The sequence below is a fragment of the Nocardia terrae genome (assembly GCF_009760405.1).
GTDB lineage: Bacteria > Actinomycetota > Actinomycetes > Mycobacteriales > Mycobacteriaceae > Nocardia > Nocardia terrae.
In genome coordinates this window covers 28790-51214 of sequence record NZ_WRPP01000011.1, presented here as the reverse complement: position 1 = coordinate 51214, position 22425 = coordinate 28790, and the positions used below count along the sequence as shown (strand labels likewise).

1 protein-coding gene (running past one end of the window) is annotated in these 22425 nt (G+C 69.5%); it reads right to left on the bottom strand.

Annotation, left to right across the window (positions count from 1 at the left end; all coding sequences use genetic code 11):
• Positions 1-22425, bottom strand: the 5' portion of a protein-coding gene (locus tag GPX89_RS37240; RefSeq protein ID WP_235948995.1) for a non-ribosomal peptide synthase/polyketide synthase. Its footprint begins 21813 nt before the window's first position; only the first 22425 of its 44238 coding nucleotides appear in the window; it begins with the start codon at positions 22423-22425; its stop codon lies off the left edge, out of view.

Genomic DNA, 22425 nt, shown 5'->3' with positions numbered 1-22425 from the left:
GGCGTCGAGCAGCTCGATATCGCCCACGGCCGCGGCGGGTTCGGTGGTGATGGCGGTCAGCACGCGGATCAGGCGGTCCGCGATGCTTTGGACGGTGTCCTCGTCGAACAGGTCGCGCAGGTACCCGGCGCGGACGCGCAGGCGGGTGTCGAGCTGGGCGATCAGCGTCAACGGGTAGTGGGTGGCGTCCGCGGCGTCCAGGCCGGTGACGGCCATGCCGTCGATATCGGCGGCCTGCGACCGGATGCCTTCGGCGTCAACGGGATACGACTCGAACACCACCAGGGTGTCGAAGAGTCCGCCGATGCCCGCCGCCGACTGGATGTCGGCCAGGCCCACGTAGTGGTGGTCGAGCAGGTCGGCCTGCTCGCCCTGGGTGCGGGTCAGCAGCGAGCGCGCCGACTCGGCCGGGTCGAAGGCGACCCGCACCGGGACGGTGTTGATGAACAGACCCACCATGGATTCGACGCCGGACAGCTGCGCCGGGCGGCCGGACACCGTGGTGCCGAAGAGCACGTCCTCGCGGCCGGTGAGGCGGCCGAGCAGGATGCCCCACGCCACCTGCAGCACGGTGTTCGGGGTGACGCCGAGCTCGGCGGCCAGCCCGGTCAGGCGCGCGGTGGCGGCCTCGTCCAGGTCGAAGAAGTACTCCCCGGACAGCGCGGTGATCTCGTGGCTCGGATCCGGACGCGTCAGCAGCGTCGGCTCGGAGACCCCGAGCAGCGAGCGCTGCCAAGCCGCGAGCGAGGCCGAACGATCCTGCTGCGCAACCCATTCCAGGAAGTAGCGGTAGGACCGCACCGGCGGCAGCACCGCGGTGTCGGAGTGCGTGGCGTAGAGCACCAGCAGGTCCTGCATGAGCAGCGGCATGGACCAGCCGTCGAGCAGGATGTGATGGTTGGCCACGGCCAGCCGGTAGCTGTCCGGGCCGGTGCGCACCAGCGTGTAGCGGATGAGCGGCGGCTCGGTCAGATCGAAGCGCTGGACGCGGTCGGCGGCCAGGATCTCGGCCGCACGCGCGTCGCGGGCGTCCGCGTCGGCGATGTCGGTGAGGTCGTGGTTGGTCCACGCCACCTTCACACCGTCGATGACCACCTGCACCGGGACGCCCGAGGCGTCGTTCACGTATGCGGTGCGCAGGATTTCGTGGCGGTCCAGCAGCGCCTGCGCGGCCGACCGCAGCCGGTCGGCGTCCACGCGTCCCTCGAGGGTCAGCACCGCCTGCGCGGTGTAGACGTCGACGGAGGTGGCGGCCAGCTGCGCGTGGAAGAGCAGACCCGACTGCAGCGCCGAGAGCGGCCACACCTGGTCGAGCGTGCCGTAGCGCTGCTCCCAGCCGTCGATATCGCGCTGGGTGACCTTGACGAGCCCGAAGTCGGAGGGCGTGTGCCCGCCCGCCTGCGCGGAATCGGCATGCCGGGCAACGGCTTCCAGCGCCGCGATCCACAATGCCGCGAATTCGGCGATCTCCGCGGCCGACAGCAGCGTGCTCGGGTAGCCGATGTTCGCGCTCAGCTTGTCGCCGGTCACGATGGCGTTGATGTCGATCGGGGCCATGGCGGGCATGTCGGCGTCGTAGGCGCCGGCCAGGTCCGCGAGCTCGGGGGCCGGGATCCAGCCGAAGCCGCGCAAGGCTTCCGGCACATCGGCGTCGTTGACGCGGCCCAGGTAGTTGAAGCTGACCTGGCCCGGCAGCTGCTTGGGCAGCTGAGAAGCGGTGTCGGAGTTCATGTAGCGCAGCAGGCCGTAGCCGATGCCCTTGTCGGGCACGGCCAGCAGCTGCTCCTTGACGGCCTTGATGGCCAGGCCCATGGCGGGCCCGCCGGTGAGGGCGGCGTCCACGTCGATGGCCGACAGGTCGAAGCGCACCGGGAAGATGGCGGTGAACCAGCCGACCGTGCGGGACAGGTCGGCACCGGGCACGACCTCTTCCTCGCGGCCGTGGCCTTCCAGGCGGACGAGGGCAGTGTTCTGCTCCCCGGCCTTCTCCCCCAGTCCCTTGGCGGCCCGGAACTTGGCCACCGCCAACGCCAGTGCGGTCAGCAGACCATCGTTCACACCACCGTGGAACAGCGCGGGCACGGTGGTCAGCAGCGCCTTGGTGACCTCGGCGGACAGCTCGACGCGGTGCTTGGCGATGGTCGAGGTGACATCGACGGCCGGATCCATGGCGCGCTCGGTGAGCAGCGGGTCCGGGCCCTCGACGACATCGCGCCAGAACTCGAGTTCGGCCACCCGCTCCTCGGTGGCGGCCTCACGCTCGAGAGCGTGCGCCCAGGTGCGCATGGACGTCGCGGGAGCGACCAGCTCGGGGGTCTGTCCGGCGGACAGCTGACCCCACGCGGTCACGAAGTCCGGCACCAGGATTCGCCAGGTGACACCGTCGACCACCAGGTGGTGGGCGGCGACGACGAGGCGGCCCGCGCGAGAGCCATCGGAGGGCTCGAGCCACACGAACCGGATAACCTGTCCCGCGGCCGGGTCCAGCTTGTCGAGGGTGGCATCCAGTGCGGCCGTGGCGATCTCGACCAGCTGCTCGTCGGTGATGCTCGCGTCGAACTCGGTGCGGTCGATCAGCGAATCCGCGTCGATGGTTCCCACAGCGGCGGTTTCGACGATCCAGTCCGCGTCCGGCACCCGGCGCAGACGCGCCCGCAGCATGTCGTGACGGTCGATGACCGCGCCGACGGTCGCCGCGATACCCGCCCGATCGATGCCGATCGGCAATTCCAGGGCCATGGACTGGTTGAACCGGCCGAACTCGCCCGGCCGTCCCGCCATGAACCGCACCACCGGGGTCAACGGCATGACACCCACGCCGCCACCGGGCAGCTCGCTCAGCTGCGGAGCCGAATCACCCTGGCCATCAGTGGCTTCCGCGACCACCGCCAGACCGGAGACGGTGCGCTGCTCGAACACGTCGCGCGGGCTGAACACCACGCCGCGCGCCTTGGCCCGCGACACCAACTGGATCGAGACGATGGAATCACCGCCCAGCGCGAAGAACGAGTCGTCGATACCGACCCGCTCCAGACCCAGCACCTCGGCGAACACCTCGGCAATGGTCTGCTCGAGGGTGTTGCGCGCGGCCCGGAACACCACCTCGGTGGCGAAGACCGGCTCGGGCAGGGCCCGGCGGTCCAGCTTGCCGACCGGGGTCAGCGGAACCCGGTCGATGACCATGACCGAGGACGGGACCATGTACGCGGGCAGGCGGCCCTCGACGTGCGCGGTCACCGCCGCCACATCGATCGAATGGCCCGGCGTGGCAACGACGTACGACACCAGCGAGGTCGCGCCCGCGGCGTTCTTGTGGCCGACCGTGACCGCGAAGTCGACCGACTCGTGCGAAGCCAACGCCGCGTCGATCTCACCGAGCTCGATACGGAAACCACGGACCTTCACCTGGAAGTCGGAGCGACCCACGTACTCCACCAGACCATCGGCGGTCCAACGGACCACGTCACCGGTGCGGTACATCCGCTCGCCGGCCACATACGGGTTGGCGACGAAGCGATCCGCGGTCAGACCCGGCCGCGCGTGGTAGCCACGCGCCAGCTGAATGCCCGACAGATAGAGCTCACCCGCGACACCGACCGGAACCGGGCGCAGACGGTTGTCCAGGATCAGCGACTGCATGCCGCGGATCGGGCCACCGATGGTGACCAGATCGCCCGGCACCAGCGCGTCGCTGATATTGGTCATGATGGTGGTCTCGGTCGGACCGTAGCCATTGTGGAAGGCACGAATCGTGCCGTCCGCCAACGGGACCGCCCACTTCTCGACCAGATCGGCCGGAACCGCTTCACCACCGGCGACCAGAACGCGCAGCGAGTCCAGGCCCGCCGGTCCGAAGGTGGACAGCGCGGCCGGGGTGATGAACGCGTGGGTGGCCTGCTCGCGGCGGATCAGCTCGGCGAGCTCCTCGCCGCCGTAGGTGCCCGGCGGGACGACCACGAGGGTGCCGCCCTTGCCGATGGCCAGCAGGAATTCCAGCATCGAGGCGTCGAACGACGGCGATGCGAAATGCAGTGCCCGCGAGGAGGAGTCGAGCGCGTAACGCTCGGCCTGCTCGACGGTGAAGTTGGCCAGACCCGCGTGGGTGACCACGACGCCCTTGGGCACGCCGGTCGAACCGGAGGTGTAGATGACGTAGGCCGGATGCTCCGGACGCAGCGGGCGGACCCGCTCGGCGGCCTCGATCGCGGTGTCCGCGAAGGAGTTCAGCTCCAGCTCGTCGAGCACCAGCCACTCGACCGAGTCCGGCATGTCCGCGCGTACCGACGCCACGGTCAGGCCGACCGGCGAACCGGAGTCGGTGACCATGTGCGCGATGCGATCGGCCGGGTAGTTCGGGTCCACCGGCACGAAGGCCGCACCGGTCTTGGACACCGCCCATTCGGCGAAGTAGGAGTCATCCGACCGCGGAACGGCGACGGCGACCAGATCCTCGGTGCCGATGCCACGCTCGATGAGCAAGCGCGCCAAGCGGTTCGAGCGAGCATCCAGTTCGCCGTAGGACAGACTCCGCCCCTGGAACACGACCGCGGGCGCGGCCGGATCGATGGCGACGGCGTCGGCGATCAGCTCGGGCAGCGTGCGCGCCGGGACGGCGGGCAGACCGAAACGGGCCACCAGATCGGTGCGCTCGTCCTGATCCAGGATGTCGATCGCGCCGACGCCGATCTCGGAGTCGGCCGCGACGGCCTCGAGCACCCGCAGCCAGCGCTGCGCGAACCCGGCCGCAGTGGCCTCGTCGAACAGGTCGGTGGCGTAGGTGAGCGCAAGCACCATGCCCGCGTCCTGCTCCGACAGCGTGAACTGCAGATCGAAGCGCGAGATGTTCTCGTCCAGATCCAGCGTGCCGACCGTCAGCCCCGGCAGTTCGATGCTGGTGCGGTCCAGGTTCTGGAACGCCAGCATGACCTGGAACAACGGGTTGCGGGCCTGCGAACGCTCGGGCGCGAGCAGTTCCACCAGCCGCTCGAACGGCACGTCGGCATTGCCGAAGGCGTCGAGGTCGGTGTGGCGCACCCGATCCAGCAGGTCGGTGAACGACTCGGCCGGATCGATGCCGGTGCGCAGCACCAGCGTGTTGACGAACATGCCGACCAACTCGTCCAGCGCGGCCTCACCACGGCCGGCGACCGGGGTGCCGACGGCGATGTCATCGCCACCGGACAGGCGGGCCAGCAGCACCGCGAGGGCGCTGTGCATGACCATGAACAGCGACGAACCACGCTGTCGCGCAACATCTTCCAGCGCGGACACGAGTTCCGGCGAGAGCGTCCGCCGCAGCGTCGCGCCGCGGTGCGAGGCGATGGCCGGGCGCGGACGGTCGGTCGGCAGCGCCAGCTCGTCCGGCACTCCGCCGAGCACGCGCTGCCAGTAGGCGACCTGCCGGGCCATGATCGAGGACGAATCCTCTTCCGAGCCCAGCACTTCGCGCTGCCACACGGCGAAGTCGGCGTACTGCACGGCCAGCGGGGCCCAGCCGGGAACCGCGCCCTGGGTACGGGCGGTGTAAGCGATCATCACGTCGCGTGCCAAGGGCGACATGGAGAAGCCGTCACCGGCGATGTGGTGGACAACGACGACCAGCACGTGCTCGCGGGTTGTGTCTGCGGCATCCTCCCCCGTCATCCCGGCATGCTCTTGGCCGGGATCCATACCGTCCGAGTGGATTCCGGCCAAAAGCGCGCCGGAATGACGGGGTTCGACGGGGCGAGAGTCGGTCACGCGGAACAGTCGAGCCCGCAGCGGGACCTGCTCGGCGACATTGAAGCCCAATGTTGCGAAGGCGGTGACCGTGGCGGTCAGATCGACGGCCGCGACATTCACCGGGCGCAGATCGAGGGCGATCTCCTCGGCCTGCACGACCACCTGCATCGGGGTGCCGCCGTGCTCCGGGTAGCGGGTGCGCAGCGACTCGTGGCGGCGGACCACGTCCGCGACCGCGAGTTCCAGTGCGGCGGTGTCGAGTTCACCGGTGAGGCGAATGGCCAGCGGCAGGTTGTAGGCCGCCGAGGAGGTGTCGTACTGGTTGAGGAACCACATGCGCTGCTGCGCGAACGACAGCGGCACCAGCTCCGCTCCACCTCCCTGCGCTTCCGGGGTCCGGGTGCGCGCCACCAGCTTGGCGCGCGAAGCGCCGTCGGCGTGCGATTCGATGCGGGCCGCGAGGGCCTCGACCGTGGTCGCCTCGAACAGCGTGCGCACCGCGACCGTGGTGTCCAGGGCCGCGCCGATGCGCGACACCACCCGCGTCGCGATGAGCGAGTTGCCGCCCAGGTCGAAGAAGTCGTCGTCCAGGCCGACCCGGTCCAGACCGAGCACCTCGGCGAAGACCGCCGCGACGGTTTCCTGCACCGGGGTCTCCGGCGCGCGGAACGCCCGCGCCTGCAGCGCCGGGGCCGGGAGCGCCCGGCGGTCCAGCTTGCCGTTGACGGTCAACGGGATTCGATCCAGCACCACGATGGCCGACGGCACCATGTACGACGGCAGCAGCTCGCCCGCGCCGTCACGGACGGCGTCCACGGCCGGCACGACACCGGCCTCGGGCACCACGTAGGCGACGATGCGCTGATCGCCCGGCTGGTCCTCGCGCACGATGACCGCGGCCTGGGTGATGCCCGGCTGGGCCAGCACGGCGGATTCGATCTCGCCGAGCTCGATGCGGAAGCCGCGCACCTTGACCTGATCGTCGGCGCGGCCCAGGTATTCGAGCTCTCCGAAGCGATTCCAGCGCGCCACGTCACCGGAGCGGTACAGCCGCTCACCGGCGATGCCGAACGGGCTGGCCACGAAGCGAGTCGCGGACAGGTCCGGGCGGCCCAGGTAGCCGCGCGCCAATTGCGGTCCGGCCACGTACATTTCGCCCGCGACACCGACCGGCACGGGGTGCAGGCGGTCGTCGAGGACGTACACGCGCAGACCCGCGATGGCCCGGCCGACCACCGAACCGGTGGCGGCGGCGATGGTGTCGGCGTCGAGCACGCGCACGGACACGTGCACGGTGGTCTCGGTGATGCCGTACATGTTCACCAGATACGGGGTCGAATCACCGTGGCGGGCGATCCAATCCGAGAGGCGACGCAGCTCGAGCGCCTCACCACCGAACACCACGTAGCGCAGCGCCAGCGACTGTTGGTCACCGGCGGCTCTATCCAATTCTCGGCCAGCCGAGGTGGCGATGCGGTCGGCCTCGGCCAGCTGGTAGAACGCCGACGGCGTCTGGTTGAGCACCGTAACCCGCTCGCGACGCAGCAGTTCCAGGAACTGCTCGGGCGAGCGCGAGACGTAGTAGTCGACCACGACGAGCTTGCCGCCGTAGAGCAGCGGACCCCACAGCTCCCACACCGAGAAGTCGAAGGCGTAGGAGTGGAACAGCGTCCACACATCGTCAGGGCCGAAGCCGAACTCGCGATCGGTATTGGCCATGAGCCGCACCACGTTCCGGTGCGCCACGGCCACGCCCTTGGGGCGGCCGGTGGAACCGGAGGTGTAGATGACGTAGGCGACGTGATCCGGGCGCAGCGCGGCACGGCGATCGGCATCGGTGACCGGCGCGTCGGCCGCGTCCTCGATATCGCCCGCTTCCAGCGAGAAGCCGTCCAGGAGCACGGTGTTCAGCTCGGCCGGCAACTCGACCTGCACGGTCGAGTCGGTGATCACGCTGGTGGGCTTGGCATCGGAGAGCACGTAGGCGATGCGGTCGGCCGGGTTGGTCGGATCCATCGGCACGTAACCCGCACCGGTCTTGATCACCGCCAGCAGCGCCACCACCAGATCCGCCGAACGCGGCAGCAGCACCGCCACCAGCGACTCGGGGCCCGCACCCTCGGCGATCAGCCTGCGCGCCAGCACATTCGCGCGCCGGTCCAGCTCGAAGTAGGTGAGCTCCTCCTCGCCGAAGCGCACGGCGACGCGGTCGGCATGGGCCGCCGCGGCCAGGTCGAACAGGCTCGACAGGGTGGCATCGGCCTCGACGAACGGGCTGGCCAGGGCGGCCAGGGGGTTGGAGAGCCGCTCGGCGGCCCCGCCCAGCGCGGCCAGCGCGGCGGCCTCGGGCGCGATGCCCGCGGTGCCTTCGAGCACGGCCAGTTCGGCCTGCGTGACAGCGGACTGCGCGATCTGCGCCAGCGCGACGATGTCCTCGCCCGCGGAAACCCAGTGCTCGGCCACATCGTGGCGCTCGCCCTCGCCCAACAGGTCGATATCCCCGAGCAGCGCGCCCGGATCCTCGGCGACCGCGCGCAGGATACGCACCAGCCGCTCGGCGAAGGAGATGACGGTCTCGACGTCGAACAGGTCGGTGGCGTAGTTCCAGGACAGGCCCAGCGACCCGTCGGCGCGCTCGCTGACGGTGAGCTGCACATCGAACTTGGCAGTGCCCGGGTCGAATTCGACGACCTCCAGGTCCAGGCCCTCCAGCGACACCGCCTGCGCGTCCTTGGCGCTGGCGGCCTCGAAAGTCAGCGCCACCTGGAACAGCGGGTGATGCGCCTGCGAGCGGATCGGGCTGAGCACGTCCACCAGCCGCTCGAAGGGCACGTCGGCGTGCGCGAAGGCGGCCAGGTCGGTGCGCCGCACCTGGGCGAGCAGGTCGCGGAACGCCGCGTCCGGGCGCACCTCGCTGCGCAGCACCAGCGTGTTGACGAACATGCCGACCAGGTCGTCGAGCGCGCGTTCGCCGCGGCCCGCGATCGGGGTGCCGATGGCGATATCGGTGGCGCGGGACAGGCGCGCGGCCCAGGTCGCCAGGGCGGCGTGGACCAGCATGAACAAGGTGACATCGTGCTCGCGGGCCACGCCGGTGAGGGCGCGGTGCAGCTCGGCGTCGATCGAGAAGTCGTAGGTGCCACCGGCATTGGTGGCGATCTCCGGGCGCGGCCGGTCGGCGGGCAGCTCGATCTGCTCGGGCAGGTCGGCCAGCTGGGCGGTCCAGTAGGCGATCTGCTGGGCGGCGACGGACTCGGAATCGGTTTCCGCGCCGAGGATCTCGCGCTGCCACAGCGTGTAATCCGCGTACTGCACCGGCAGCGGCGACCAGGCCGGGACCTCGCCGGTAGCACGAGACAGGTAGGCGGCCACCACATCCCGCAACAGCGGGCGCAGCGACGCACCGTCGGCGCTGATGTGGTGCAGCACCAGCACGACCACGTGCTCGGTCTCGCTGAGGCTGAGCACGGTTGCGCGGAAGGGCAGTTCACGGGTGACGTCGAAGTGGACGCTCGCGAGCTGCACGACGCGCGCGGTCAGCCCGGCCTCGGTCACCGTCTCGGCGGAAACCTCGAACTCGACGTCGGACAGCGGCAGGATGCGCTGGTAGCCGTCACCCTCGACCTCGGGGTAGACGGTGCGCAGCGACTCGTGGCGAGCCACCACATCGCCGATCGCGGCCCGGAAGGCGCCGAGATCGACAGCGCCGGTGAGCTTCAGCGCCACCGGGATGTTGTTGACGGCGGTGCGGTTGTCGAAACGGTTCAGGAACCACATGCGCTGCTGCGCCAGCGACAGCGGCACCAACTCCGGACGCTCCTGCGCGACCAGCGCCGCGCGCGCCCCGGTGCCGACCCGCGATTCCAGCTGCGCGGCAAGCGAAGCCACGGTGGTGGCCTCGAACAGCGTGCGCAGCGGGATGTCGGCGTCGAGGGCGGCCGACAGGCGCGCGATCACCTGGGTGGCGATCAGCGAGTTGCCGCCGAGCTCGAAGAAGTCGTCGTCCAGGCCGACCCGGTCCAGACCGAGCACATCGGCGATGGTGCCCGCGACGGTCTGCTGCACCGGGGTCTCCGGGGCCCGGAAGGCCCGGACCGCGAAGGTCGGCGCGGGCAGCAGCTTGCGGTCCAGCTTGCCGGAGGCATTGAGCGGGAACGCGTCCAGCACCATGAAGGCCGCCGGAACCATGTAGGCCGGGAGCTGTTCGGACACGGCGTCCCGCACGGCGTCGACGTCGAGCAGACCGTCGGCGGCGATCAGATAGGCGACCAGCTGGTCGCCGGTCCGCTCGTCGTGCCGGACCACGACCACCGACTGGGCGACCGACGGGTGCGCGATCAGCGCCGCCTCGATCTCACCCAGCTCGATGCGCAGACCGCGCAGCTTGACCTGGAAGTCGGTACGGCCCAGGTATTCCAGCTCGCCGCCCGCCGTCCAGACGACGAGGTCGCCGGTGCGGTACATGCGCTTGCCGTCGAAGCGCGGGGAGGCGGAGCGGAATGGGTTGGCCACGAAGCGATCCGCGGTCAGGTCGGGACGCGCCACATACCCGGTCGCGAGCTGATCGCCCGCCAGGTACAGCTCACCCGCGACACCGGCCGGAACCGGCTTCAAACGCGAATCCAGCACGTAGACCTGGGTGTTGAAGACCGGCGCACCGATCGGCACCGAAACCAGGTCGGCATCGACGACCTCGTGGTAGGTCACGTCGACCGCGGCCTCGGTCGGGCCGTACAGGTTGTGCAGGCGCGCCCCGGTCAGCTCGCGCAGCTTCTGCGCGATCGGCGCGGGCAGGCCCTCACCGGAGGCGAAGACATTGGTCAGGCTGACACATTCGGCGGCGGCGGGCTCGGCCACGAAGACCGCCAGCATGGACGGCACGAAGTGGGTGACCGTCACGCCCTCGCGGACGATGATCTCGGCCAGGTAGGCCGGATCACGGTGGCCGTCCGGCTTGGCGACCACCAGGTGCGCGCCGACCTGCAAGGGCCAGAAGAACTCCCACACCGACACGTCGAAGGTGGCGGGGGTCTTCTGCAGCACCACGTCGTAGGCGGCCAGCCCGTACTGGGCGTGCATCCAGACCAGGCGGTTGACGATGGCGGCGTGCGAGACCGCGACACCCTTGGGGCGACCGGTGGAACCGGATGTGAAGATCACGTACGCGGTGTTCTCCGGGCGCAGCGGGGCCAGCCGCTCCGCATCGGTGACGGGGGTGTCGGCGAACGCCGACAGCTCCAGCTCGTCGATCCGAACCTGGCGCGCCTCAACGCCTTCCACGCCCATACCACCCAACGGGCTGTCATCGCCGGAAGTGAGCACACAGACGGGCTGCGCGGTCTCGAGGATGTACTGGGTGCGCTCGGCCGGGTGATCCGGATCCAACGGCACGTACGCGCCACCGGCGACCGTGACCGCGTACATGCCCGCGACCAGGTCGATGGAGCGGCGCATACCCAGCGCCACAAAGGATTCCGGTCCGACGCCCTCGGCGATGAGCCAGCGCGCCAGCTTGCGCACCCGGGCGGCGAACTCGGCGTAGGACAGACTCGTCCCCTCGAAGCTGACCGCGGTCGCGTCCGGAGTCAGCGCGACCTGCGCCTCGAACAGCGAAACCAGTGTCGCCGCAGCACCTTCGGTGACCTCGGGCAGGGCGGCGTCCAGCTCGAACGCGGTGTCGTTCCAGCCGACCAGCACCTTGCGGCGCTCGGCCTCGCTCAGCAGCTCGACATCGCCCACCAACTGGGTCGGGTCGGCGGCCACGGCGGTGAGCACGGCGAGGAACCGCTGGGCGAAAGTGTCCGCGTACTGACCGTCGAAAAGATCGGTCGCGTAGACGAGTTCGGCATCCATGGTCGAGTCGCCATCGACGACCTCACTCAAGGTCAGCTGCAAGTCGAACTTGGCCGACTGCTGATCCACGGCCAGCTCGGACACGCTCAGACCCGGCAGCTCCAGCGAGGTGCGGCCCAGGTTCTGGAACGACAGCATGACCTGGAACAGCGGGTGCCGCGCCTGCGAGCGGGCCGGGTTGAGCACCTCGACCAGCCGCTCGAACGGCACGTCCGCGTGCGCGAACGCCTGAAGGTCGCGCTCGCGCACGGACTTCAGCAGTTCGGTGAAGCTCGCGCCGGTGTCCACCGGCGAACGCAGCACCAGGGTGTTGACGAACATGCCGACGAGATCGTCGAGCGCCTGCTCGCCACGACCCGCCACCGGAATACCGACGGCGATGTCATCGGTGCCGCTCAACCGCGCCAGCAGCGCGGCGAATGCGCTGTGCACCACCATGAACAGGGTCGTGCCATTGGTCTGCGCCACCCGGTTCAGCCCGGCGATGAGCTCGCCCGGCACCTGGAAGCGGTGTGTACCGGCGTCGTACGAGGCGACGGCCGGACGCGGCTTGGTCGACAGGCGCAGCTCGTCCGGCAGCCCGGCCAGCGTCGAACGCCAGTAGTCGAGCTGCTCGGTGATGAGCGACCGCGGATCCTCTTCCGAGCCCAGCGTCTCCCGCTGCCACAGCGCGTAATCCGCGTACTGCACCGGCAATTCGGTCCAGCCCGGGGTCTCGCCCTGGCTGCGCGCGATGTAGGCCGTCATGAGGTCGCGCACCAGCGGGTTCATGGAGAAACCGTCGGCGGCGATGTGATGCGCCACCAGCACCAGCACGTGGTCGTCGGCCGCGAGGCGGTAGGCGCGCACGCGCACCGCCGTCTCGGCGGTGACATCGAAGCCCTGCGCCGCGAAAGCGTAGACCGCGGCGAACAATTCGCCCTCGGTCACGTCCAGCACATCCAGCTCCGGCACGGCACGACCGGTCGGCAGCACCTTCTGGTAGGCAACGCCCTCGTGCGACGGGTAAATCGTGCGCAGCGACTCGTGACGGGCGATCACATCGGCGATCGCGCCCCGCATGGCATCGAGATCCAGTGCGCCGGTGAGCCGTACGGCCGCCGGGATGTTGTTGGCCGCCGATTCCGGATCGAACCGGTTCAGGAACCACATGCGCTGCTGCGCCAGCGACAGCGGCGGGTACTCGGGCCGGCTCTGGACCGTGAGCGCCTGGCGCACACCGGTTCCCGCGTGCGACTCCACGCGCGCGGCCAGCGCCGCCACCGTCGGGGCCTCGAACAGCACGCGCACACCGATCTGGGCGTTCAGCGCGGCCGCCAGCCGGGCCACGACCTGGGTGGCGACCAGCGAGTTGCCGCCGAGCTCGAAGAAGTCGTCGTCCACACCGACGCGTTCGACGCCGAGCAGGTCGGCGAAGATCTGCGCGATGATCTCCTCGATCGGGGTCGAGGGCGCGCGGAAACGCTTGGCCTCGAACACCGGAGCGGGCAGGGCCTTGCGGTCCAGCTTGCCCGAGGCGTTCACCGGGAAGGCGTCCAGCACCACGATCGCGGCCGGGACCATGTAGGCGGGCAGCGAGCCGCTCAGCGCCGCCTTGACGCCATCGACGTCGACAACCGCATCCGGCTCACGGACCACGTAACCCACGAGCTGATCGCCCGCATGCGAGTCGGTGCGCACGACCACCACGGACTGCGCGATGGTCGGCTGCGCCAGCAGCGCCGCCTCGATCTCGCCGAGCTCGATGCGCAGACCGCGCAGCTTCACCTGGAAGTCGGTGCGGCCCAGGTAGTTCAGTTCACCGTCCGCGGTCCAGGTGACGAGGTCACCGGTGCGGTACATGCGCTCGCCGACGGCGAAGGGGTTGGCCACGAACCGATCCGCGGACAGGTCCGGACGGCTGAGGTAGCCGCGGGCCAGCTGATCGCCCGCTAGATAGAGCTCACCCGCGACACCCGGCGCGACGGCGTTGAGGCGCGCGTCGAGCACATAGGTGCGGGTGTTCCACACCGGGCGGCCGATCGGCACGAACACGGTGTCGGCGTCCACGACCTCGTGGTAGGTGACGTCGACCGCGGCCTCGGTCGGGCCGTACAGGTTGTGCAGGCGCGCACCGGTCAACTCGCGCAGCTTCTGCGCGGTCGGCGCGGGCAGCGCCTCACCGGAGGCGAAGACCTGACGCAAACGCGGTGCGGGAGTGGTGGAGTCGCCGTTCTCGTTGCCGAGGGTGGCGACGAACACCGACAGCATCGACGGCACGAAGTGCGCGGTGGTGATGCCGGTCTCGGCGATGACCCGGGCCAGATAGACCGGGTCGCGGTGCCCGTCCGGCTTGGCGACGACCAGGCGCGCGCCGGTCTGCAACGGCCAGAAGAACTCCCACACCGACACGTCGAAGGTGGCCGGAGTCTTCTGCAGCACAGCGTCGTTCGCGTCGATCGGGTACTCGTGCTGCATCCACAGCAGGCGGTTCACGATCGCGCCGTGCTCGACGGCCACACCCTTCGGGCGACCGGTCGAACCGGACGTGAAGATCACGTACGCGGTGTGCTCGGGCCGGATCGCGCCGCCCCGTTCGGCATCGGTGATCGGCGCGGCGGAGTAGGCGTCCAGGTTCAGCGTGTCGACGTCGAGCACCGGCACATTGCGCCCGGTGACGAACTCGTCGCGGCTGGTGGTCAGGATCGCGACCGGCCGCGCGATGTCGAGCACGTAGTCGATGCGCTCGTCGGGCTGATCCGGATCCAGCGGCACGTACGCGCCACCGGCCTCCAGCACGGCGTACATGGCCACGACCAGATCCAGCGAACGCCGGATGGCCAGCGCCACATGCGATTCCGCACCCACGCCCTGCGCGATCAGCTTGCGGGCCAGCTTGTGCACCCGCGCCGAGAACTCGGCGTAGGACAGACTTGTCCCCTCGAATTCCACGGCAGGCGCATCGGGGCTGGTCAGAGCCTGCGCCTCGAACAGCGAAACCAGCGTTCCCGCTTCGATCTCGCGCTCGGTGTCGTTCCAATCCGCCAGCACCCGGCGACGCTCGTCGGCGACCAGCAGGTCGATATCGCCCAGCGGCAGCTCCGGGTTCGCGATCACCGCGGCCAGGATCAGATCCAGCCGGTGCGCGAACGCCTCGATGGTCGGCTCGTCGAAAAGGTCCAGCGCGTAGGAGATCTCGGCGGACATGCCCGCGTTCTCACCACGGTCGTCCTGCGCCTCCTGCAACGTCAGCTGCAGATCGAACTTGGCCAGCCGCGCGTCGTAGTCGATGCCGTTGACCGACAGACCCGGCAGCTCCAGGCTGGCCTGCCGCGTGTTCTGGAAGGTCAGCATGACCTGGAACAGCGGGTGGCGCGCCTGCGAACGGGCCGGGTTGATGACCTCGACCAGCCGCTCGAACGGCACATCCGCGTGCGCGAAGGCGTGCAGGTCGGCGTCGCGGGAACGGGCCAGCAGATCGGCGAAGGTCTCGGCGGCGTCCACCTCGGTGCGCAGCACCAGGGTGTTGACGAACATGCCGATCAGATCGTCGAGCGCGGCCTCACCACGACCGTGCACCGGGGTGCCGATGGCGATGTCGGAGGTGCCCGAGAGCCGGGCCAGCAACACCGCGAGCGCGCTGTGCATGACCATGAACAGCGAGGCATTGTGCCGGCGACCCAGATCCACCAGCGCCTGCTGGGTCTGCGCCGAGATGGCGAACGGGTAGGTGCCACCGCGGTAGCTCGCCACCGCCGGACGCTGCCGGTCCGCGGGCAGCACCAGCTCGTCGGGCAGGTCCGCGAGCGCGTCGGTCCAGTAGCGGATCTGCTTGGCGATCAGCGAATCCGGATCGTCCTCCGAACCCAGCACCTCACGCTGCCACAGCGCGTAGTCGGCGTACTGCACCGGCAGCTCCGCCCACGCCGGGGCCTCCCACGAGGTGCGGGCCGCGTAGGCGACCATGACATCGCGAGCCAGCGGGCCCATGGACCAGCCGTCGGCGCTGATGTGGTGGACCACCATGCCGAGGATGTACTCGGACTCGCTGATCTCGAAAAGCGCGGCGTGCAAAGGCACTTCGTCGGTGACGTCGAAGGCCATGGTGGCCAGCTCGACCAGGTGCTCGATCAGGTTGGACTCGGTGACCGGCACCGGCGTCAGGTCGGGCACGATCTGCGCGGCATCGAGGACCCGCTGCACCGGGCCGTGCGCGGTCTCGGGGAAGACGGTGCGCAGCGACTCGTGGCGGTCGATGACGTCGATGACCGCGACCTGCAGGGCCGCGATATCCAGTTCACCCGAAAGCCGGATGGCCACCGGGATGTTGTTGACCGCCGAGGCGGTGTCGAAGCGGTTGAGGAACCACATGCGCTGCTGCGCAAGCGAAAGCGGCACCTCGTTCGGCCGTTCACGGGCGACGAGCGCCTTGCGGCCGCCGTCGCCGACATGCGACTCCACGCGCGCGGCAAGCGCTTCCACGGTGGCGGCCTCGAACAGCATGCGCACCGGCACCCGGGTGTCGAGCGCCGTGCCCAGCCGGGTCGCCACCTGGGTCGCGATCAGCGAGTTGCCGCCGAGCTCGAAGAAGTCGTCGTCCACGCCGACGCGGGCGATGCCCAGCACCTCGCCGAAGATCTGAGCGACGATCTCCTCGATCGGCGTTGTCGGAGCGCGGAATTCGCGCACCTCGAAGCGCGGCGCGGGCAGCGCGCGGCGATCCAGCTTGCCGGAGGCGTTGAGCGGGAAGGCATCCAGCACCATGATCGAGCCCGGCACCATGTACGCGGGCAGGGTGCGCTGCAGCGAGGTCTTGACCCCGTCCAGGTCCACCGGCCCGCGGGTCACGATGTAGGCGACCAGCTGATCGCCGGCCACGGTGTCGATGACCAGCACCACGGCCTGCTGCACCTTGGGGTGGTCCAGCAGCGCGGTCTCGATCTCGCCGAGCTCGATGCGCTGGCCGCGGAACTTCACCTGGAAGTCGGTGCGGCCGATGTAGTCGATGACGCCGGGGTCGTTGTGGTTCCAGCGCACCAGGTCACCGGTGCGGTAGAGCCGGGTACCCGGCTCGCCGTACGGGTTGGCGACGAAGCGCTCGGCACTCAGGTCCGGGCGGCCGAAGTAGCCGCGCGCCACCTGCAGACCGCCCAGGTACAGCTCACCCGGGACACCGGCCGGAACCGGGCGCAGGCCCTCGTCCAGCACGTAGGTCTGCGCGTTCCACACCGGACGGCCGATCGGCACCGAGGTGACCACCGGCGCGTCGATGGGCGCGTAGGTGGCGTGCACGGTGAACTCGGTCGGGCCGTACAGGTTGTGCACGGCCGCGGTGGAGAAGCGGCGGAACGCGGTCACGGTGGCGGGCGGCAGCGCCTCACCGGCGACCAGAACCGCACGCAGGGACAGGCATTCGGCGGCCGAGGCGCTGGAGGCGAACACGCTCAGCATGGACGGCACGAACGAGGTCATGGTGACCCGGTGCCGCCCGATCACCTCGGACAGGTACATCGGGTCGCGGTGCCCGTCCGGCGCGGCGATGACCTGCTGCGCGCCCACCGCCAGCGAACCGAACAGCTCCCACACCGAGACGTCGAAGGTGACCGGCGTCTTCTGCAGGATCACATCGGTGTCGTCGATATCGTATTCGCCGGTGATCCAGGCGATCTGGTTGAGCACCGCGGCGTGCGGGATGGCCACGCCCTTGGGGCGGCCGGTCGAGCCGGAGGTGAACAGCACATAGGCGGCATTGGTCGGACGCAGCGGCGCGAGGCGGTCCGCGTCGGTGACCGGGGCATCGTCGTAGTCGCTCAGATCCAGCGAATCCAGCTGCAGCACCGCGCAATCCGAGGATTCCACGGCATCGTCACGGGTGGTGAGCAACGCCACCGGCTGCGCGGTGCGCAGCACGTAATCGGTGCGCTCGGCCGGGTGATCCGGATCGATCGGCACATACCCGCCACCGGCGGTCAGCGTCGCGTAGATGGCGACCAACATGTCCACCGAGCGGCGAATACCCACCGCCACCAAGGACTCCGGGCCGACACCCTCATCGATCAGCTTGCGGGCCAGGCGATTCACCCGCGCCGAGAACTCCGCGTAGGACAGTTCCTCGGCCGGGCCGAACATGCTGCCGCTGCGCTCGCCCGGATCGAAGATCAGGGCGGTAGCCTGCGGGCGGATCCGCACCTGCTCCTCGAACAGGTCGAGAACCGTTGTCGCGGCGGGAAGTTCACGCGCGGTGTGGTTCCACGCGTGCAGCACGGTCTCACGCTCACCGGCGTCGAGCACGTCGATATCGCGCACCACCGTCTCCGGCGCGGCGACAGCCGTCCGCAACACTTGCAGGTAGCGGTTGCCGAACTCGGCCACGGTGGCGGCGTCGAACAGGTCGGTGGCATAGGACAGCACCACCGACAGCCCGGCGGGCTCACCGGCCAGGCCGCGCTGCTCGGTCAGCGTCCACTGCAGGTCGAACTTGGCGATGTCGACCTCGAGCTCGTCCGCGGAGACGGTGAGCCCGGGCAGCTCCATGGAGCCGTGCGACATCTCCTGGAACGACAGCATGACCTGGAACAGCGGATGCCGGGCCTGCGAACGCGTCGGGTTGATGACCTCGACCAGGCGCTCGAACGGGACGTCGGTATTGGCGAAGGCGGCCAGGTCGGCGTCCCGGGTGGCGGCCAGGAAGTCGGTGAAGCGCTGCGCCCCATCGACTTCCGAACGCAGCACCAGGGTGTTGACGAACATGCCGATCAGGTCGTCGAGCGCCTGCTCGCCACGACCGGCGACCGGGGTGCCGATGGAGATGTCGCTGGTGCCCGAGAGCCGGGCCAGCAGCACCGCCAGCGCGCTGTGCATGACCATGAACAGCGAAACACCCTGTGCGCGAGCCAGACCCGCGAGCTGGGCATGCAGTTCGGCCGGGATCTCGAAGGTGACGCGAGAGCCGTGGAAGCTCTGCACCGGCGGGCGCGGGCGATCGGCCGGGAGGTCCAGCTGGTCGGGCAGACCCGCCAGAGCGCCACGCCAGTAATCGATCTGCCGCGCGGCCATCGACTCGGAGTCGGACTCCGAACCCAGCATCTCGCGCTGCCAGATGCCGAAATCCTGGTACTGCACCGGCAGCGGGGCCCACGCGGGCTCCTGACCGGCCACGCGCGCCAGGTAGGCGGCGGTCATGTCGCGCGAGAGCGGGCCGAAGGAGAAGCCGTCCGCGGCGATGTGGTGCACGACGAACGCGACGGCCAGATCGACCTCGCCGGTGTCGGACTCGGCAGGGCGGCCCGGCTCGGCGGCGACGCGGAAGACCCGCACCCGGATCGGCAGCTGCGTGGACACGTCGAACCCGGTGGAAGCGAATTCCGCCAGCGCCGAAGGCAATTCGGTCTCGGCGATATCGATGACCTCGATGCCCAGATCCACCTCGGACATCGGCAGCACCTGCTGGTACCCGCCGTCACCGGACTCGGGGAAGACGGTACGCAGCGACTCCTGGCGCTCGACCACATCGGTCAGCGCCAGCTGCAGGGCATCGATGTCGACCTGTCCGCGCAACCGCACCATGAACGGCAGGTTGTAGGTCGGGACGTTCGGGTCGAACTGGTTGAGGAACCACATGCGCTGCTGCGCGAGCGACAGCGGAACGCGCTCGGGGCGTTCCTGCGCGACCAGCGGTGGACGCGAGACATCCGACGGCCCCGCGGCTTCCACGCGCGCGGCCAGCCCGGCGACGGTCGGGGTCTCGAACAGCGCGCGCACACCGATACGGGTCGAGAACGCGGCCGAGATCCGCGCCACCACCTGGGTGGCGACCAGCGAGTTGCCGCCCAGATCGAAGAAGTTGTCGTCGACGCCGACCCGGTCGTGGCCGAGCACATCGGCGAACACGCCCGCCACGATCTCCTCGGCGGCGGTGCGCGGGGCCCGGTAGCCGGCGGCGTCGGCGCTGAACACCGGCTCGGGCAGGGCCTTGCGGTCCAGCTTGCCGGAAGTGTTGAGCGGGAACGCCTCCAGCACCATGATCGAGGCCGGGACCATGTAGGTCGGCAGCTTCTCCGCGGCGAAGCGGGTCAGCTCCGCTGGGTCGATGCTCTGGCCCGGCACCGCAACCACATAGGCGACCAGCTGCTGACCGGTCGCGGTGTCCATCACCAGGACGGCGGCCTGGCTGACGGTCGGATGCGCCAGCAGGTCGGTCTCGATCTCGCCGAGCTCGATGCGCTGACCGCGGAACTTCACCTGGAAGTCGGTGCGGCCGATGTACTCCAGCGCACCGGACTCGTTCCAGCGCACCAGGTCACCGGTGCGGTACATGCGTTCGGACGTCCCGAACGGGTTGGCCACGAAGCGATCCGCGCTCAGGTCCGGACGGCCCTTGTACCCGCGCGCCAGCTGGCGACCGCCCAGGTACAGCTCACCCGAAGCGCCGATGGCGGCGGGCCGCAGCCGCGAATCCAGAACGTAGACTTCGACATTCCACTCGGGCACACCGATCGGCACCGTGACGGTATCGGCGGCGGTGTTCTCCCAATAGGTCACCGAGACCGCGGCCTCGGTGGGGCCGTACAGGTTGTGCAGGCCCGCGTCGGTGATCTCGCGGAAGCCCGCACCGGTCTCCGGCGGCAGCGCCTCACCGATCACGAAAACATACTTCAACGAGGCACATTGGGCCCGCGTCGCATGGGCGACGAACACCGTCAGCATGGACGGCACGAAGTCGGTGACCGTGACGCCGTGCCGCTCGATCATGTCGGCCACGTACAGCGGGTCGCGATGCCCGTCCGGAGTGGCCACGACCAGCTTCGCGCCCACCAGCAGCGGCATGAAGTAGCCCCACAGCGACACGTCGAAGGTCTGCGCCGTCTTCTGCAGGTACACGTCGTCTTCGGTCATCGGATACTCGTCGAGCATCCAGAGTTCCTGGTTGACGATGGCGTGATGGGTGACCGCGACACCCTTGGGGCGGCCGGTCGAACCCGAGGTGTAGATGACGTAGGCGGTGTTGTCCGGGCGCAGCGGGGCGACGCGGTCGGCGTCGGTCACCGGCACGGGCGAGAACCCGGACACGTCGAGGGTGTCGATCTCCAAGCGCCGCACCGACTCCGGCAACTCGAGCGCGTCACGCGAGCTGGTCAACACGCAGACCGGTCCCGCGGACTCCAGGATGTAGGCCGTGCGATCGGCCGGATGATCCGGGTCGATCGGCACATACGCGCCACCGGCGCGCAGCACCGCGTGCATGCCGATGACCAGCTCCAGCGAACGCCGCATACCCAGGGCCACCAGCGATTCCGGCCCGACGCCGTCGGCGATCAGGTAGCGCGCCAGACGGTTGACGCGCTCACCGAACTCGGCATAGGTGAGCTGCTCGCCCTCGAACTCGACGGCGACCCGATCCGCGGACAACGGAATCTGCTTGTCCAGCAACGCCGGAAGGGTCGTGGTCGGCACCTCGTGCGCCGACTCGTTCCAGTCGAGCAGCGTGCGGAGCCGCTCGTCCTCGGTGGTGATGGGCAGACCCCAGACGGCCTGCTCCTCCCCCGCCGCCAGGAAGCGGTCGAAGAACTCCAGGAAGCGCGCGTGGTGGGACTGCGTCTCGCCCTCGGAGTACAGGTTGGGGTTGGTCTCGAAGTCGATGTGGTTCCGGGTGCCCTTCACCGACTGGTAGAAGTTGACGCCCAGGTCCTCGATGGAACCGGTTGAGAGAACGCTGTACTCACCGGTGATGTCGCCGAGCACGACCTCGTTGTGGAACAACATGATGTTGACCCACGGGCCGAAGAACTGCGCGCCGACGTCGCCGCCGGTGAACTCGCCCGCGCTGTCACGGCGAATGTCCTCGGCGCGATAGCGCTGGTGGCGCAGCGCGCCCGACACCGCGACCGTCACCTGTCCGAGCAGTTCCGACACCGTGGTGCCGTGCCCGACGTGCAGGCGCAGCGGCACGATGTTCGACGCGGCGCCGCCCGAGCGGCGCATGATCGCGGTCGTACGCGCGGTCACCGGGAGGCTGAGGATGACGTCCTCGTTGCCGGTCCACTGCGCCAGGTAGGCGGCGAACCCGGCGATGAGCAGACCCGCGGGCGAGGATTCGTGGCGGGCCACGGCGGCGTCCAGCAGCGAGGACTGATCCCCGGTGAGCGCGCCGGTGGCGATCCGGTTGATGGCGGCCGGCGGCGCGGAACGGCCGACCAGGCTGGTGCCGTCCTCGAGCCCGGCGACCCGCTCGGCCCAGTACTCCTTGTCGGCCTTGAATCGACTGGACTCGCGGTAGGCGAACTCCTGCTCGACCAGCGTCGGCAGATCGGTGAGCTTGTGCGGCGCGGGCTCCACGCCCTTCACGAACGCGGTGTACAGCTCGGCGACCCGGGTCAGGTAGGTGACCGCGCCGAAACCGTCCAGCACGATGTGGTGAATCCGCGCGTACCAGTAGTAATGGCCGTCGGCCAGTTTCAGCATGGCCGTCTTGATCAGACGGTCGCGGGTCAAGTCCAGCGGGGCGGAGTACTCGGCACGCATCCACGCGTGGGCCGCCGCGGCCGGATCCGCTTCGCCGGTGAAGTCGACGTGGTAGATGGTGCGGTCCAGCGAGTGGTCCACCATCTGCATGGGCTCACCGTCGCGTTCGACGATGCGCAGGAAGCCCGACCCGAACTCCTCCGAGCCGTGCACCATGGCGCGCTCGAGCAACTCGATGTCGAGCTCGCCGCGCAGCTCCACGTACTGGGCGATATTGATCGGTACCTGCGGGTCCAGGTGCTGGGAGTACCAGATACCGAGCTGTGCAGGAGACAGCGGGAAAAGCGCGCCCGAGCCCGGTGCGATTTCGCTGCCAGCTTCGCCGTTGCCGCCGAAATCCAGCCGGTTCAA